General features: G+C 71.9%; 17 protein-coding genes. 5 read left to right on the top strand and 12 right to left on the bottom strand.

Features of this window, described 5'->3' with window-relative positions; translation table 11 throughout:
• Positions 1-88: 88 nt before the first annotated feature.
• Genes ACULK4_RS03950 through ACULK4_RS03935 form a run of 4 tightly spaced genes read right to left on the bottom strand, consistent with a single transcriptional unit; the run spans position 89 to position 2914 of the window.
• Positions 89-439, bottom strand: coding sequence for an L-rhamnose mutarotase (locus tag ACULK4_RS03950; protein ID WP_445965161.1), 351 nt, complete (start codon positions 437-439; stop codon positions 89-91).
• Complete coding sequence (locus ACULK4_RS03945; protein WP_445965160.1) at positions 436-1203, bottom strand: SDR family NAD(P)-dependent oxidoreductase; 768 nt, start codon at positions 1201-1203, stop codon at positions 436-438. The genes ACULK4_RS03950 and ACULK4_RS03945 overlap by 4 nt, the downstream gene beginning before the upstream one ends.
• On the bottom strand, positions 1200-2054 hold the full coding sequence (locus ACULK4_RS03940) for a fumarylacetoacetate hydrolase family protein (protein WP_445965159.1): 855 nt from the start codon (positions 2052-2054) through the stop codon (positions 1200-1202). The genes ACULK4_RS03945 and ACULK4_RS03940 overlap by 4 nt, the downstream gene beginning before the upstream one ends.
• Entirely contained in the window at positions 2051-2914 is an 864-nt protein-coding gene (locus ACULK4_RS03935) for an amidohydrolase family protein (protein ID WP_445965158.1), read from the bottom strand. Before ACULK4_RS03935 ends, ACULK4_RS03940 begins: the two co-directional genes overlap by 4 nt.
• A gap of 65 nt (positions 2915-2979) precedes the next feature.
• On the opposite strand from ACULK4_RS03935, the gene ACULK4_RS03930 reads away from it, so the two are divergent.
• Entirely contained in the window at positions 2980-3726 is a 747-nt protein-coding gene (locus tag ACULK4_RS03930) for a FadR/GntR family transcriptional regulator (protein WP_445965157.1), read from the top strand.
• A 19-nt stretch (positions 3727-3745) separates the two neighbouring features.
• On the opposite strand, the gene ACULK4_RS03925 is transcribed toward ACULK4_RS03930, so the two are convergent.
• Positions 3746-4717 (bottom strand): aldo/keto reductase, encoded by a 972-nt coding sequence (locus ACULK4_RS03925; protein WP_445965156.1) that lies wholly within the window; start codon positions 4715-4717, stop codon positions 3746-3748.
• A gap of 148 nt (positions 4718-4865) precedes the next feature.
• Here ACULK4_RS03925 and ACULK4_RS03920 point away from each other — a divergent pair, with 148 nt between their 5' ends.
• The 4 genes from ACULK4_RS03920 to ACULK4_RS03905 are packed head-to-tail and all read left to right on the top strand — an operon-like array spanning position 4866 to position 8267.
• Positions 4866-5927 carry a zinc-dependent alcohol dehydrogenase gene (locus ACULK4_RS03920; protein ID WP_445965155.1) on the top strand — a complete coding sequence of 354 codons (1062 nt, stop codon included), beginning with the start codon at positions 4866-4868 and terminating at the stop codon, positions 5925-5927.
• Positions 5924-6682 carry an SDR family oxidoreductase gene (locus tag ACULK4_RS03915; RefSeq protein WP_445965154.1) on the top strand — a complete coding sequence of 253 codons (759 nt, stop codon included), beginning with the start codon at positions 5924-5926 and terminating at the stop codon, positions 6680-6682. Before ACULK4_RS03920 ends, ACULK4_RS03915 begins: the two co-directional genes overlap by 4 nt.
• Complete coding sequence (gene eda / locus ACULK4_RS03910; RefSeq protein ID WP_445965153.1) at positions 6679-7290, top strand: bifunctional 4-hydroxy-2-oxoglutarate aldolase/2-dehydro-3-deoxy-phosphogluconate aldolase; 612 nt, start codon at positions 6679-6681, stop codon at positions 7288-7290. The genes ACULK4_RS03915 and eda overlap by 4 nt, the downstream gene beginning before the upstream one ends.
• The gene (locus tag ACULK4_RS03905; RefSeq protein ID WP_445965152.1) at positions 7287-8267 is read left to right on the top strand and encodes a sugar kinase; all 981 of its coding nucleotides are present in this window, start codon (positions 7287-7289) and stop codon (positions 8265-8267) included. Before eda ends, ACULK4_RS03905 begins: the two co-directional genes overlap by 4 nt.
• 22 nt (positions 8268-8289) lie before the next feature.
• Here the strand turns inward: ACULK4_RS03905 and ACULK4_RS03900 are convergent, their stop codons facing one another.
• The 7 genes from ACULK4_RS03900 to ACULK4_RS03870 are packed head-to-tail and all read right to left on the bottom strand — an operon-like array spanning position 8290 to position 16266.
• A complete protein-coding gene (locus ACULK4_RS03900) occupies positions 8290-9831 on the bottom strand; it encodes an aldehyde dehydrogenase (NADP(+)) (protein WP_445965151.1) in 1542 nt (513 codons plus the stop codon).
• 14 nt (positions 9832-9845) lie between these two features.
• A complete protein-coding gene (locus ACULK4_RS03895; protein ID WP_445965150.1) occupies positions 9846-11015 on the bottom strand; it encodes a fumarylacetoacetate hydrolase family protein in 1170 nt (389 codons plus the stop codon).
• A 35-nt stretch (positions 11016-11050) separates the two neighbouring features.
• Positions 11051-11830 (bottom strand): enoyl-CoA hydratase/isomerase family protein, encoded by a 780-nt coding sequence (locus ACULK4_RS03890; protein ID WP_445965149.1) that lies wholly within the window; start codon positions 11828-11830, stop codon positions 11051-11053.
• A complete protein-coding gene (locus ACULK4_RS03885; protein WP_445965148.1) occupies positions 11830-12975 on the bottom strand; it encodes a hypothetical protein in 1146 nt (381 codons plus the stop codon). Before ACULK4_RS03885 ends, ACULK4_RS03890 begins: the two co-directional genes overlap by 1 nt.
• A complete protein-coding gene (locus ACULK4_RS03880; protein ID WP_445965147.1) occupies positions 12975-14225 on the bottom strand; it encodes a CaiB/BaiF CoA transferase family protein in 1251 nt (416 codons plus the stop codon). Before ACULK4_RS03880 ends, ACULK4_RS03885 begins: the two co-directional genes overlap by 1 nt.
• Positions 14222-15307, bottom strand: coding sequence for a Gfo/Idh/MocA family protein (locus ACULK4_RS03875; protein WP_445965146.1), 1086 nt, complete (start codon positions 15305-15307; stop codon positions 14222-14224). Before ACULK4_RS03875 ends, ACULK4_RS03880 begins: the two co-directional genes overlap by 4 nt.
• Positions 15304-16266, bottom strand: a complete 963-nt coding sequence (locus tag ACULK4_RS03870; protein WP_445965145.1) for an MBL fold metallo-hydrolase — start codon at positions 16264-16266, stop codon at positions 15304-15306. The genes ACULK4_RS03875 and ACULK4_RS03870 overlap by 4 nt, the downstream gene beginning before the upstream one ends.
• Positions 16267-16279 lie beyond the last annotated feature (13 nt).

The following is a 16279-nucleotide window of genomic DNA, read 5'->3' as shown; positions in this document are numbered from 1 at the left end:
GATGCGTTCGTCGCCCGCGCCCCCGCCCGTGGGCGGTGCTGCTGCCGAATCCGCGAGGGCGGATGACGGCCGCGCGGCATCCCGCCCGTCAATCCAGGTGGAAGATCTCGGGGATCTCCATCCACCACTCGCCATCGGCCCGTTCGGCGAACGGCCGCTGCAGCGGCTCGCACACCGACCACCATTCCTGCGTCGCGGGATCCGCGGCGATCGCTGCCATGTCGGCCTGGAAGTCGTCGCCGACGTACTCCATGTAGGCGAAGAGCACCTCGCCATGGCGGTAGATCGAGTAGTTGCGGATATTGCTGAGCGTCAGTCGCTCGAGCACCGCCGGCCAGACCGCGGCGTGGAGGCGCTCGTACTCCTCGCGGTTCTCGGCCGGCAATCCGATGACGGAGGCGAGGCGGCGGACGGGCGAGCCGACGTTCTCGTGCGTCATGCGCGGGCTCCGGCCGCTCGCGCGCGGACGTGCGTGACGCCGCCGTCGACCTCGAGCGCAGTGCCTGTGGTCGAGCCCGAGCGGGGGCTCGCGAGGTACGCGATCGCGCCGGCGACCTCCTCGGGGGTGACCATCCGACCGGTCGCCTGACGCGCGTCGAGTGCAGCCCGTTCGGCGACCGGGTCGGCGAAGCCCTGCAGCATCCGCTCGACGAATGGGGTCGCGACGGTACCGGGGCTGACGCAGTTCACGCGGACGCCTTCGCCCACGTGGTCGGTCGCCATCGCGTAGGTGAGCGCGAGCACGGCGCCCTTCGACGCCGAGTACAACGCCCGCTGCGGCAGCCCGTTGAGCGCCGCGATCGAGCAGAGGTTGACGACGGATGCCGCTTTCGAGCGCCGGAGCCATGGCAGCGCCGCCGCGGTGACGCGCGCCATCCCGACGACATTGACGTCGAGGACCCGCATCCACTCGGCGTCGTCGTTGTCCTCGACGGTGCCGACCGCGCTGATGCCGGCATTGTTCACGACGACGTCGATGCCACCGAGCCGGTCGGCGATGGCCGCGACGGCCTCAGCGACCGAGGCGCGGTCGGTGACGTCGGCGCCGAAGCCGACGAGAGGTTCGGGCACGCCCTCGATGCTCCGGTCGAGGACCGCCACCTGCGCGCCGCGCGCGGCGAGCTCCCGCGCGGCGGCCAGCCCGATACCCGACGCGCCGCCGGTCACCAGCGCGACGAGGCCGTCGAACTCCGCGGCGGTCATGCCTGCACCATTCGCTGGCTCGCCCGGCCGAGGCCGTCGATCTCGAGGTCGACGGTGTCGCCCGCGCGGAGGTACGGCGCGTCGGGCAGCCCGAGCGCGACGCCCGCAGGCGTGCCCGTGTTGATGACGTCGCCAGGGTGCAGCACCATGAACTGGCTGAGGTACCAGATCACGTGCGCGACCGAGAACAGCATGTTCTCCGTTGAGCCCTCCTGGCGCTGCTCACCGTTGACCCAGAGGCGCAGCCCGAGTCGCTGCGGGTCGGCGACCCGCTCGGCGGGCACGAGGTCCGGGCCGAACGGGTTGAACGTCTCGCAGCTCTTGCCCTTGTCCCACTGGCCGCCGCGCTCGAGCTGGAACTCGCGCTCGGATACGTCGTGCGAGACCGCGTAGCCCGCGACGTGCGCGAGGGCCTGGTCGGGCGAGGCGAGGTAGCGGGCCGTCGAGCCGATGACGACGCCGAGTTCGACCTCCCAGTCGGTCTTCGTGGAGTTCCGCGGGATGAGCACGTCGTCGAACGGTCCGACGAGGGTCGACGGGTCCTTCATGAAGATCACGGGCTCGTCGGGCAGCGCGGCGCCGGTCTCCTCCGCGTGGTCGCGGTAGTTCAGGCCGATGCAGACGATCTTCCCCGGCCGGGCGATTGGCGCGCCGACCCGTTCGTCGTCGCCGGTGTACTCGGGCAGCGTGTCGAGCGCGGCACGGACGCGCGCGAGACCGTCCCGCGCGAAGAAGTTGCCGTCGTAGTCCGCGGTGATGCTGAGGGCGTCGAGCACGCGATCGCCGACGCGCACGACCGGCACCTCGTGTCCGGGGGCACCCAGTCGGGCGAGGGTGAAGTGGGCGGTCATCGGGGGCCTTTCGTCTCTGGGAGTGAGTAGAAGCGACGGGCGGTGCCCGCCACAATGAGGTCGCGCTCGCGCGGGCCGAGGCCCTCGAGCAGCGCCTGGATGCCGGCGAACACGCGCTCGTAGCCGCCAGCGATGAGGGAGACCGGCCAGTCGCCGCCGTACATCAGCCGTTCGGGACCGAACGCGGCGAGCGCATGGTCGAACACGGGGCGCACAGAGTCGACGTTCCAGTCGGCCGGATCGCCCACGGCCGAGTACAGGCCCGAGATCTTGCCGTGCACGCGCGGGTTCGCGGCGACGCGCGTGAGCAGTGAGGCCCATGGCTCGAGGTCGTCCCCGCCGATGGGCGGATGGTTCAGGTGGTCGAGCACGAGGTCGAGCTGGGGATGGCGCTCGGAGATCTCCAGCACCGCCTCGAGGTGCTCGGGGAGCACGCCGACGACGTCGAACGGGACGCCGGCCGCCTCGAGGAGGCCGAGCCCGGCGTCCACGTTCGCGCGTCGCAGCCAGTGCGGGTCCGGGCGGGTGTGGACGAGGTTCCGGACGCCGCAGAACAGCGGCCGCTGCCGGAGCACCGAGAGCCGGTCCGCAGCCCGGTCGGGCTCGTGCAACGGCACGTAGCCGACGATCCCGACGACGAGCGGTTCGGCGGCGGCGACGGCGAACATGAACTCGGTGTCGTCGTCGTTGTCGGCGGACTGCACGAGCACCGTCCCGGTGACCCCGGTCGCCGCCAACGACGGCAGCACCTCATCCATGCCGATCGATCTGTTCAGCACGCCGGCTTCCGGTCCGAGCCAGTCGTAGCGGGCCCGCTCGAGGTCCCAGACGTGTTGGTGCGCGTCGATGATCCCGGTCATGCGGCCCCCTCCAGGGAGGATCGGAAAGATCTGATGACTGCATCGCGCTCGCCTATGCTGTGGCCATGGCCAACCGCGCCCCGCACAGCGCCCCGAGCCGATCGCGCTCGAACGTCGTCATCGACGGCATCCGCGAGATGATCACGAGCGGCGAGCTCGTCGCCGGGTCTCGCCTCCCCGTCGAGCGCGAGCTCGGCGCGCGACTCGGCGTCTCCCGTGGACCACTGCGCGAGGGCGTGCGCGCGCTCGTGATCCTCGGCGTCCTCGAGACCCGCCAGGGCGACGGCACCTACGTCACGTCGCTCGAGCCCGGCCAACTCCTCGAACCGCTCGGCATGCTCGCCGAACTGCAGAGCCCCGAGAACAGCGTCCACCTGCTCGGCGTGCGACGCGTGCTCGAGCCGGAAGCGGCCGCGCACGCGGCGCTCCGCATCTCCGACGACGAGCTCGCCGCGGCGCGCCGCATCCTGGAGCGCGGCGAAGCGCTGCTCGCCGACGACGAGGTCGACCTCGAGGCCACCATCGACGTCGACACCGAGTTCCATCGCCTCATCGCGACCGCGAGCGGCAACCCCGCGTTCGCGGCGATCATCGAGGCGCTCGTCAGCCGCACCGCGCGTGCCCGGCTGTGGCGCGCCATCCACCAGAGCGGCGCGGTGCACGACACCCAGCGCGAGCACCGCGCGATCCTCGACGCGCTCGAGGCCCACGACCCCGACCGAGCGCGCATCCGCATGAGCGTGCACGTGCTCGGCGTCGAGGAGTACACCGAGCGACACGTCGACCAGCAACCGCTCCCGGACGAGGGCTGACCCCCGGGGTCTCACGCGCTCAGGCATCGCGCACGAGCCCGCGCTCCGAGAGGGCGCGCCAGAAGCCGTCGGGGATGACGGTCGCGTACCGGTCGGCCGTGCTGCGCGCCTGGCCGGCGGTCCGCATGCCGACCACGACCGAGACGACCGACGGATGCCGCAGCGGGAATGCCACGGCCGCCTCGGGCAGCGTCAGGCCGAACTCCTCGCAGACGTCGGCGATCGCGTTGGTCCGCTCGATCATGGCGACCGGCGCAGGAGAGTAGTCGTACGTGGCGTCGGCAGCGGGGCGCGGCCTCGACAGCAGCCCCGAGTTGTAGACCGCCGCCGCCACGATGTCGACGCCGCGCTCGAGGGCTGCCGGCAGGAGGTCGTCGAGCGCGCCCTGCTCGAGCAGCGTGTAGCGCCCGGCGAGCATGATCACGTCGACGTCGTGACGCCGCACGAACTCCGCCGGCATGGCCGACTGGTTCATGCCCGCGCCGACGGCGCCGACGACGCCCTCCTCACGGAGCTCGATGAGCGCGGGGATCGCCTCGGCATGCGCCTGGTCGCCGTGCTCATCGGGGTCGTGCAGGTACGCGATGTCGATCCGGTCGAGACCGAGGCGCTCGAGGCTCTCCTCGACGGAGCGGCGGATGCCGTCGCGACTGAGGTCCCACTCGCGCCGGAGGGTCGCGGGCACCGCGAAACCCTGGTCGTCCATCGCACCCTCGGGGTACCCGCTCGGCACGAGGAGCCGGCCGACCTTGGTCGAGAGGACGAACTCGTCGCGCGGGCGATCGCGCAGCGCCTCGCCGAGGCGGCGCTCGGAGAGGCCGAGTCCGTAGTGGGGCGCCGTGTCGAAATAGCGGATGCCGGCGTCCCAGGCCGCGTCGACCGCGGCGCCCGCCTCGTCCTCCCCCGTCGGCCTGGAGAGGTTGCCGAGTTGCGCGGCTCCGAATCCGAGTTCGGTCAGGGCAGCGCCCGACCGCAGTGTGCGACTCAGCATCGAGGACCTCCATGGGACAGCATGTATCGCGTAAAGGTTAGATGATATCGTGCCAACGGTCCATTTCTCTGCGATAATCGAGGAACCACGGCGTCAAAGGTCTACTGAATCGGCCGCCGTTCGTCCCGATATCCGCTCTGGAGGATCAATGCTGACCGCCGCGTACTCAGGCGACACGACCATCACCGTCACGGAGGCGGAACCGCAACCACCGGCGTCCGGCCAGGTGCAGATCGAGGTCTCCTACGTGGGCCTCTGCGGGACCGACCTGCACATCCTGCACGGCAACATGGACGCCCGCGTCGAGACGCCGCTCGTATTCGGACACGAGATGAGCGGCAGAATCAGCGCGATCGGATCGAACGTCTCCGGCTGGAACATCGGCGACGCCGTCACCGTCATGCCGCTCGACTGGGATGGGACATGCCCCGCGTGCCTGGCCGGCAACGAGCACGTCTGCCAGAACCTCGACTTCATCGGCATCGACTCCCCCGGCGCCCTGCAGGCGTACTGGAACGTGCCGGCACGGGTCCTCGTGCCCCTGCCCGACGGCATCGCCCTCGACGCCGCCGCACTCGTCGAACCCGTCGCCGTCGCCGTGCACGATGTGCGCCGCTCCGAGATCGCGCCGGGCGAGAAGGCCGTCGTGATCGGCGGCGGCCCGATCGGCGTGCTCATCGCGACCGTCTCGCGCGCCTTCGGCGCCGATGTCGCGGTCGTCGAGCTCGACGCCAGCCGCCGTGCCCAGATCGCGAGCCTCGGCTTCGCCACGCTCGACCCGCGCGAGGTGGACCAGGTCGCCTGGGTCGAGCAATGGACCGGAGGCGCGGGCGCCGACGTCGTCTTCGAGGTCTCCGGAGCAGCGGCGGCCGTGCTCGGTGCGACGTCGCTCGCCAAGGTCCGCGGCACGCTCGTCGTCGTCGCGATCCATCCGACGCCGCGTGAGATCGACCTGCAGCGCGTGTTCTGGCGGGAACTGCGCATCCTCGGCGCCCGTGTCTACCAGCGCACCGACTTCGAAAAGGCCGTCGAGCTCGTTGCCGACGGCACCATCCCGAGCCGCCTGCTCATCACGAAGATCGTGCCGCTCGCCGAGACCCGTGCTGCCTTCGACGACCTCGAGGGGGGCCGGGCGATGAAGGTGCTCGTCGACGTGCAGGCGGGCCAGAGCGTCCCGGAGACCGAGGACGCATCGGGGGCCATGGCATGAGCATCAGCTTCGACCTGACGGGCACGACCGCGCTCGTCACGGGCGCCAAGCGGGGCATCGGCTTCGCGATGGCCGAGTCGCTCGCCGCCGCCGGCGCCGACGTCATCGGCGTGAGCGCGACGCTCGAGCCGGAACGCAGCGCGATCGGCGCGGCCGTCGAGTCGCACGGCCGCAGCTTCGAGGCGCACGCAGTCGATTTCGCCGACCGCGACGCGGTCATCGCCTTCGCGGACTCCGTGCGCGGGCGGAGGATCGACATCCTCGTGAACAACGCGGGCACGATCGAGCGGGCGCCCGCGGCAGAGCATCCGCTCGAACTCTGGGACCGCGTCGTCGAGGTGAACCTGTCGAGCCAGTTCGTGCTGACCCAGGCGATCGCGAAGGGCATGCTCGAGCGCGGCCACGGCAGGGTGATCTTCACTGCCAGTCTGCTGAGCTTCCAGGGCGGCATCAACGTCCCCGGGTACGCCGCCGCCAAGTCCGGCATCGCCGGCCTCGTCAAGGCGCTCGCCAACGAGTGGACAGCGCGCGGCGTCACGGTCAACGGCGTCGCGCCCGGCTACATCGCGACCGACAACACGCAGGCGCTCCGCGCCGACGCCGAGCGCTCGAAGGCGATCCTCGACCGGATTCCGGCCGGGCGCTGGGGCCGTGCCGAGGACCTCGCCGGCGCGACCGTCTTCCTCGCCTCACCCGCGGCGGAGTACGTGTCGGGTGTGATCCTCCCTGTCGACGGCGGATGGCTCGGCCGATGAGCCTCGACGGCGAGCGGTTCGTCCCGGTCATCGTCCTCGACGACCCGGCCCGTGCGGTGCCGCTGGCCGAGGCCCTCCGTCGCGGCGGAATCCGCTGCGCCGAGATCACCCTGCGGACGGCGGCCGGACTGGACGCGATCGCGGCGATCCGGGACCTCCCCGACTTCACCGTCGGCGCCGGCACCGTGCTGACGCCCGACGACGTCGACCGTGTCGCGGATGCCGGAGGGCGCTTCGTCGTGAGTCCCGGACTCGCGGAGGACGTCGTCGAGCGCGCCCGCGCTCGCAGCCTCGACGTCGTGCCCGGCATCGCGACCGCGACCGAGGTGCAGCGTGCGGTGCGGCTCGGCCTGGACCGCCTCAAGTTGTTCCCCGCCGCGCCGCTCGGCGGACTCGCGACGATCCGCGCACTCGCCGGTCCGTTCCCGGACGTGCGATTCCTGCCGAGCGGCGGCATCTCCGCCGCGAACGCCGCCGACTATCTCTCCTCGCCGCACGTCTTCGCGGTGAGCGGGAGCTGGATGGCGACGCGCGAACTCATCGCCGCGGGCGACTTCGCGGCGATCGAGCAGCTCAGTCGTGCCGCCGTCGAGGCGGTGGCGTCGTGAGCGCCGCCGCCGGTGCGCGCGGCGTCCTGACCCTCGGCGAGGCGCTCGGCGTCCTCCGTACGCGCGGCGTCGGCTCGCTCGCGCACGAGTCCGACCTCGTCGTGGGAACCGGCGGCGCCGAGGGCAACGTCGCGATCGGGCTCGCCCGCCTCGGCACGCCGGTCACCTGGCTCGGCCGCGTCGGCGACGACGGACTCGGCGCGCGCGTCGTGCGCGAACTCCGCGCGGAGGGCGTCACGGTCGTGGCGCCGATCGACCCCGCCGCTGCCACGGGCCTCCTCCTCAAGGAGACGCCGGCGGCGGGCCGGACGGTCGTGACGTATCACCGCGCCGGCAGCGCCGGCAGCCGTCTTTCGCCCGCCGATCTCGACGGCGTCGATATCCGGGCATACGACCTGCTGCACGTGACCGGCATCACTCCGGCGCTCTCCGAGACCGCGCGCGCGACGATCGACACCGCAGTCGACCGCGCGCGCGCCGTCGGCGTGCCCGTCTCGTTCGACGTGAACCACCGAAGCTCGCTGTGGCAGGATGCCGACGCGGCATCCGCCGCCTACCGCTCGATCGCGCGACGCGCCGATGTCGTGTTCGCAGGCGCTGACGAGGCCGCGCTGGTGGCCGGCATGACCGACGCGACCGATGCCTCGCCCGCCGACGTCGCGCGCGCGATCGCCGCCGAACTCGGTCCGGCCGAGGTCGTCGTGAAGCTCGGCGACGCCGGTGCCATCGCGCTCTGCGACGGCGAGTTCGCCGAGCGCGCGGCCGTGCCGGTCGCCGTCGTCGACACGGTCGGCGCGGGCGACGCGTTCGTCGCCGGATACCTCGCCGCACGGGTCGCGGGCGAGCCTCTCGCCGGGCGGCTCGACCTCGCCGTGCGCACCGGTGCCGCCGCGTGCACGCACCCCGGCGACTGGGAGGGCGTGCCCACCCGCCGCGAACTCCACCGCGACGTCGGCAACGACCCTGTGCGGCGCTGAGCCGGCCCCGGGCGGTACCCGCTCAGCCGAGCTGCAGGCGTCCGTCGATCCGCCGGGGAATGTCGGTGTGGTCGTCGCGCAGTTCCGGGGGCAGCAGCACCTCGGGCGCGTCCTGGTAGGCCAACGGCCGCAGGAAGCGGCGGACGGCGCTGACGCCGACCGAGCTGTGCTGCGAGTTCGTGGCCGGCCACGGCCCGCCGTGGTGCTGCGCCCACGACACGCGCAAGCCCGTGGGGTAGCCGTCGAAGACGATGCGGCCGACGCGCGGCGCGAACTCGCGCACGAGTGCGGCGACGGCATCCGTCTCGGACGCTTCGCTGTGAACGGTCGCGGTCAGCGAGTCCGGCACGACGTCGAGGGCGCGCACGACCTGCGCGTCGTCGTCGTAGCGAACAATCACGAGGAGCGGGCCGAACGCCTCCTCGGCGACGTCGGCCGTGAGCGTGTCCGCGGTCGTCGAGAGCACGGTCGGCGCAGCGGTGAATCCGGCACCGGCGTCGGCGACGCCCTGCGCCAGGACCTCGACCGAGCCCGTCGCGATCAGGCGGTCGCGGATCTCGTCGAACGAGGTCGCGATGCGACCGTTGAGCAGAACGGATGCCCCGGCCTCGCCGGCCTTCGCCGCGATGCGCGCGACGACGGCGTCGCCGTCCGCGCCGGTCGGGACGAACGCCAGGCCCGGCTTCGTGCAGAACTGTCCGCTGCCGAGGGTGAACGACCCGTAGAGTCCGTCGGCGATCGCCTCGCCGCGCACGGCGGCGGCGCCCGGCGTGATGACGAGCGGGTTGAGGCTCGACAGCTCGCCGTAGAACGGGATCGGCCGCGGCCGTTGGTCGATGACGTCCATGAGCGCCCGGCCGCCGTTCAGCGAGCCGGTGAAGCCGACCGCTTGGATGAGTGGGTGCGCCACGAGCACGCGCCCCGCCTCGGTGCCGTAGACGATGCCGATGAGGCCGTCGGGCGCGCCGTACGCCGCGGCCGCCTCGGCGAGCGCGGCGTACGAACGGGCGGAGGTCTCCAGGTGCGAGGAGTGCGCCTTCAGCACGACGGCATTGCCGCCCGCGAGCGCCGACGCGGTGTCGCCGCCGGCGACCGAGAACGCGAACGGGAAGTTGCTCGAGCCGAAAACCGCGACCGTGCCGACCGGCACGAGCATGCGCCGGATCTCGGGCGCGGGCCCGAGCGGGGTCGGGCCGCCGCGGTCGATGGTCGCCTCGAGGTAGCCGCCCTCGCGGACGGCCTCGGCGAACAGTCGGAACTGGAAGCTGCTGCGTCCGACCTCGCCCTCGAGCCGCGTGGTGCCGAGCCCGGTCTCACGGTCGGCGGCCGCGACGAGCTCGTCGCGGTGCGCGTCGAGCGCGTCGGCGAGCGCGTCCAACAGGCCGGCCCGCCACAAGCGGTCATGGGAGGATGCCGCGGCGAACGCGGCGTCGGCGGCGCGCACCACGACGTCCGCCTGCTCGGCGGTCGTCGCGGTGAGGTCTGTGGGCACCCTCGCGCCCGTACGCGGATCGGTGCTCGTGAGCGTCGTGGTCTCGGTCGGCGTCGTGGTCTCGGTCGGCATCGTGGTCTCCAGGGTCAGCGCAGCAAGGCGCGCGCGGTCAGTGAGCGGTAGAGGGCGTCGATGCCGAACGTCCACGGTTCGGCGTCGGCGGTGGAGCGCACCCGGTTCACGAGCGCGCCGAGCCGGGGCTCCGCGATGCGGACGACGTCGCCGTCGCGATGGGTGAAGCCGTGGCCGGGGACGTCGCGGTCGTCGACGGGCGCGAACATCGTGCCGAGGTACAACACGAACCCGTCGGGATACTGGTGGTGGGCACCGACGACCTGGCCGACGAGGTCGGCGGGGTCGCGGCTGATCCGGGCGAGTTCGCTCGTGCCGTCGAGGCGGTACCCGTCCTCGCCGTCGATCGAGAGCCGCACCACGGAGGCGCGCAGGTCGTCGAGGTCGTAGCCGCCGTCGAACAAGCGGATGAACGGACCGATCGAGGCGGACGCATTGTTGTCCTTCGCCTTTCCGAGCAGCAGCGCGCTGCGCCCCTCGACGTCGCGCAGGTTCACGTCGTTGCCGAGGCTCGCCCCGACGATGCGGCCGGTCGAACTCACCACGAGCACGACCTCCGGCTCCGGATTGTTCCACTGCGACGCGGGGTGCACGCCGACGTCGACGCACGGGCCGACCGTCGCGAGCACGGGCGCCTTGGTGAAGACCTCGGCGTCCGGGCCGATTCCGACCTCGAGGTACTGGCTCCACCAGCCACGCTCGAGCAGGAGAGCCTTGAGCGCCGCCGCCTCGTCGGAGCCCGGCTTCAGGTCGTCGAGCGAGCCGCCGATCGTGCCGAGGATCTCGGCGCGGATCTCGGCCGCCGCGTCCTGGTCGCCGCGCGCTCGTTCCTCGATGACGCGCTCGAGCATCGAGACGGGGAAGGTCACGCCCGCGGCCTTCACGACGTGCAGGTCGATCGGCGAGATCACCCACGGTCGCGCTGCGTCGCGCGTCTCGGGCGGCGTGTTCGTGAGCAGCTCCTCGAGGCTGCCGAGCACCGGCCCGTCGGCGTCGGCGAGGGCAGCCACCGGGTCCTCGTGCTCCGTGAGCGCGCGCATCGTCGGGAACCTGCGCGAGACGTCGACGACGCCCTCGTGTCGGAGGACGACGACGCTCGGCCCTTCGGTCGTCCAGGCGCGACCGACGAGGTTCGCGGTGTCGGCATCGTCGGGCAGGATGCTGCGGGCGTCGGGCCAGGTCATTGGGCTGGTACTCCTCGGTTCTCGGCGACGATGGGTCAGCGGCGGTGGAAGACGCCGGCGCGCTTCTCCGCGAAGGCCGCGCGGCCCTCCGCGGCATCCGCCGTGGCGAAGGTGACAGTCTGCAGGTCGCGCTCGTAGCGCATCGCCTCGTCCTGGGTCATGTTGAAGGCCGCCCGGAGGTTGGCCTTGGCGGTCTCGGCGGCGATCGGCGGCCGCTGCGAGATGATCGCGGCGAGCGCGACCGCCCGCTCGCGCAGGCGCCCCGGCTCGACGAGCTCGCTCACGAGACCCCACCGCAGTGCGGTGTCGGCGTCGATCGGGTCGCCCGTCATGAGCATCACGGCGGCGTTCGACGGGCCGATCGAGTGCGCGAGGAACGTCGACATGCCGCCGCCGCCGATCCAGCCGAGCTTGATCTCGGGCGCGGCGAAGCTCGCGGTGATCGAGGCGATGCGGATGTCGCAGATGAGCGACGTCTCGAGCCCGCCGCCGAACGCGTAGCCGTTGATCGCGGCGATGACGGGCTTGCGGCCTGCGCGGATCGCGTCGCAGTAGTCGGTGCGGTTGCGGAAGTCCCACGGCGTCGCGTAGGCGTCGAGCGTGCGGATGTCGGAGCCGGCGCAGAACGACCGCTCCCCCGCGCCGGTGAGCACGATCGCGCGGACCTCGTCGGCGGTATCCGCCCACTCGATGATCTCGACGAGGGCGTTCGACATCTCGGGCGTGACCGAATTGAGCTTCTCGGGGCGGTCGATCGTGATGACCGCGACATGCCCCTCGACCTCGAGTCGGATGTGCTGGCTGGACGGCTGCATCAGAGCGTGCTCCTTTCGCGAGCGAGGGCGTCGAAGGTCCCGTTGAGTTCGGCGACGGCATCGGAGGCCCGAGCAGGACTGAGCAGCGCGTCGCGGAGGGCCGCCGACGCGGCGCCCTGGAACGGGATGTAGCCGGGCACGCGTGGGCGCACCCAGGCGTCCTCGATCGTGGCCAGCGTGCGACGGTAGAAGTCGCCGGATGCCGCGTTCACGGCGCCATCGGTCCAGGCGCTCCGCAGCCCGGGCTGACCGGCGTGCTCGGGGATGAAGCTCCGCTGCGTCGCCGGGTCGAGCAGGCCGGCGAGATGAGCGACGAGTTCGGGGGAAGGCGTGCTGCGCGCGGAGATCGCGATGCCGGTGCCGCCGATCGTCGAGCCGCGTCGACCGCCGACGTGCGCTGCCGGCGCGTCGTCGAAACGGAGCGCCCCGGGGCCGGAGGCGTAGTTGACGTAGCCGTACACCAGCGGGACGTAGGCGATGTCGCGGTCCCGCCGCATGCGCTCGAGCAGGCCGATCGGGTTGAGCTCGGCGGCTCCCGGGGGCGTCCTACCCGCCACCTCGGCCATCATGGCGAACGCCTGCGTGCCCACGGCGGCATCGACGAAGCCGTCACCCGGCTCGACTGCGGGTTCCGCGCCGAGCGCGACGCAGATCGAGGCGAACGAGAGGAATGCATGCGGACCTGCGAGGCTGAGCGCGACCGGGGACGCCTCGGAGAGTGCGGCCACGTCGGCCCACGTCCTCGGCGCCTCCGTCACGAACTCGGGCAGGCTCACCGCGACCTGCGTCGCCGCGTCGAGCGGCAACGCCCAGAGCCGGCCGCCGAGCGTGTACGACGCAGTGCTCGGGCCGACGGCGCCGGCGCGCACCTCGTCGAGGAACGCCGCGTCGAACACCTCGTCGAGCGGCCGGATCGCGCCGGCCTCGATCGCGTCGCCCAGGTGCGGGTGGTCGAGCACGATCACGTCGTAGCGCTGGGCGAGCTCCTCGATCGGGCTCGACTCGAAGCCCTCGAGGGGCTGCACGTCCCATTCGATGAGCGACCGCGCCGCGGCATCCGTCGCCGAGGCGTTCGCCGCCGCGCGTTCGAGCGCGAGCCGACCGCGCGGGTGGTCCCACGTGAGCCCGCGGTAGCGCGCGGTCATCACGCGCTCGCGGTCACGGCCGCCTGTGCGGCCGTCGGCTCGACCGCCGTCTCGGTGACGCGTGCCGCGCCCGACGCGAGCAACGCGTCGATGCTCGCCGCGTCGAAGCCCACCTCGGCGAGGATCTCGCGCGTATGCTCGCCGACGAGCGGCGCACCGCGGTAGAGCTGTGGCGGGGTCGCGGAGAACCGGTATGGGAAGCCAGGCGTCTTGACGTGCCCCTCGGTGGGATGGTCGTACTCGATGAAGGTTCCGTTGTGCTGGATCTGCGGGTCGTCCACGAGTTCCTGGTAGCCATGGACCGGCCCGATCCACATGCCTGCGGCGCCGAGGGTCTCGATCCAGTACCCGGACGGCTTCTCGCGGAGCTTCGCGGCCGTCTTCGCGTGGATCTCGTCACGGCGCGTCCAGCCCTCGACCTCGCTGTTCCAGCCGTCGAACGACGGTTCGCCGATGAGACGGCCGAGCTCGTGGAGGTCGGCGAACGCGAGCGCGACGAAGCCGTCGCTCGTGGCGAAGACGCCGTAGGGCGCGCGGATGTAGACGTGGGCGTGCGGCTCGGCCGAGCGCTCCTGGGTCTTCCGACCCACCGTGAACACGGAGAGCTCCTGCATCTGGAGGGTCGTCAGCGCGTCGAGCATGTTCACGCTGACGAGCTGGCCCTCGCCGGTGCGCTCACGGTGCAGCAGCGCGGCGAGGACACCCTCGAATGCGGTCGACGCCGTCACGGCGTCCGCGAGATACTGCCCGGCCGGCGTCGGCTCGTCGCCATGGCGACCCGCCGAGAGCATCGCGCCGGACATCGCCTGCAGGAGGAGGTCCTGGCCCGGGCGGTCCCGGTACGGTCCGTCCTCGCCGTAGCCCGAGATCGAGACGTAGACGATCGACGGATTGATCGCACGCAGCGACTCGTAGTCGACGCCGAGGCGGGCGGCGACGCCGGGCCGGTAGTTCTGCAGGAACACGTCGGCGCCTGCGACGAGCTCGCGGAGCGCCGCCCGTCCCTCATCGCTCTTCAGGTCGAGCGCGACCGACCGCTTGTTGCGGTTCAGGGACAGGAACGAGACGTTGATCTCGTTGCCGGCCGCACCGCCCGCGGCGGCGTGGCGCTGCCACTCGCCGGTCGTCGGCTCGACCTTGATGACGTCGGCGCCGAGGTCGCCGAGGCGCTGTGCCGCGAACGGTCCGGCCATGGCGATGGAACAGTCGAGCACGCGGTATCCCGCGAGCACTCCGGTGGTCTGGGTCACACTGACTCCTGGGTCTGGATTGCGGTCTCGTGCACGGCGAGCTCGGCGCCGCCGGCGGCGGCGCTCCGCAGCATCGCGTCGATGAGCTCGACGGAGCGCGCGGCGACGTCCGCATCCGAGTTGTTCTCGGTGCTCGCACCGATGATGAGGTCGATGAAGCGGTTGGGGGGCACGATGCACTCGTAGGCGCCCGCGCCGGGTTCGATGACGAGGTCCCACTGTCGCCCGTCGTAGCGGTGCAACGAGACGCGCTCGCGTTCGGTGTCGAGCAGCAGCACGCCCTCGGTTCCGAAGATGCGGAGGTCGACCTGGTAGGGGTTGCCGTCGGGCAGGGTCGCCGCACCCGACAGCGAGCCGAGCGCGCCGCCGTCGAAGGAGATCACGGCGGCGTCGAACAGGTCGACCGCGGCCCCGCCGTTCGAGACCTTCGCCATGACGGATGCCGCGCGCAGCTCGCTCAGCCAGAAGAGCAGCGCGCTCGAATGGGTGACCTGTCCGTGGGCGTAGCCGCCGCCGCGCGCGGGCGACTGCCAGGTGCGAGGGTCGGGTCCGCTCGTCTCGGAATCCCAGAGCGAACGGATGTGGTTCGTATCCCCCGCGAACAGGCCCCGCGTCGGCGAGGCCATGTGGCACAGGACGTGCTGGATCTCGCCGAGGTGGCCCGCCTCCACGAGTCGCTTGGCCTCCGTGGTGAACGGCTTGTAGTTCCAGCCGTACGGCGCGAGGAAGTGCACGTCGGCGGCGCGCACACGGTCGGCGAGGTCCCAGCCCTGCTCGGCGGTGAGGGTGACGGGCTTCTCGACGAGCACGTGCAGTCCTCGCTCTATCGCGGCGACCGCCTGCGGGTGGTGCAGGTCGTGCGGCGTCGTGATCACGACGGCGTCGAGGCCCTGGTCGAGGAGCTCGTCGTAGTCGCTCGTGGCCATGCCGAAGCCGAACTGCTCACGGACGGCCTCGAGCTCGGGGCCGATGCCGCAGACGCCCACGAGGTCGACATCGTCGCGAGCGGCGAAGATCGGGAAGTGATTGCTCGTCGCCCACCAGCCGGCGCCCACAGCGCCGAGGCGCACCCGCCCGTTCATCGGGCGAGTCTCCAGCGACGGCGGCCTGAGGCGTCCGTCTGCTCGGACACGATGCCGCGGGTCGCGAGCCGCTCGAGGTTGCCCGTGACCGGGAAGACTGCATAGTCGAGCGCGTCGGCGGGCCACGGCCCGAGTTCGGCGCCCGCGGCGCGGACGAGCTCGAGCGTTGTGGACGGGCCGTCGGCCCGCTCCAGCACGCGGGTGAGCACCTCGTCGATGCGCTCGGTGTACGCCTCGCTTTCGTCGAGGAACTCCTGCACCGCGGCGCCCTCGAACACGGGATAGTGCGCTGTGAGCAGTAGGTCGGCATCGAGGTCGCGGAAGGCGGAGAGGCTCGCGACGTACGGATCGACATCGCGGTAGGTCGGCGGGAACGCCGCCCGACCGTCGGCGAACGGAACGGTCGTGCCGAGCGTCGCGTCGCCGATCACGAGGGCACGATTCGCGGGATCGTGCACCGCGACATGCCCGGGGCTGTGCCCCGGAACGTGGAGCACTCGGACCCCACGTCCCCCGAGGTCGAACTCCTCGCCGCCGGCGAGTCGGCGATCGACCGGGACGAGGTCCGAGGCGCTGCGCAGGTACGCGGTCGTCTCGGGCGGATCGTCGAAGCCGTCGCTGTCGCGGAACTCGCCGTAGCGGACGTCGATGAGTCGCTGCACGTTCCCGACGAGCTCGGCGTCGAGCTCATGCGCGAGGATCTCGACCGACGGGATCGCCGCCTTCAGCGCGCCATTCCCGCCCGTGTGGTCGTAGTCGCAGTGCGTGTTCACCGCCCACCGGATATTCTCGCGCGGGATCCCGGCTGCGTCGAGGTACGGCAGAAGCGTCTCGGTGACGGTCTCGCGGACGCCGGTGTCCACCAGCAGCGCCGCGTCGTCACCCACGAGCAGGTAGAGCGCCACGAAGCGCGCTCCGAGGGGTGCCTGCACGCGGTGCAGGCCCGTCCTGATCTCCATCGGAACCTCTCCG

This window comes from Agromyces selenitireducens, from assembly GCF_052748465.2.
Note: the sequence above shows the minus strand (reverse complement) of the source record. Positions and strands in the feature narration are given on the sequence as shown.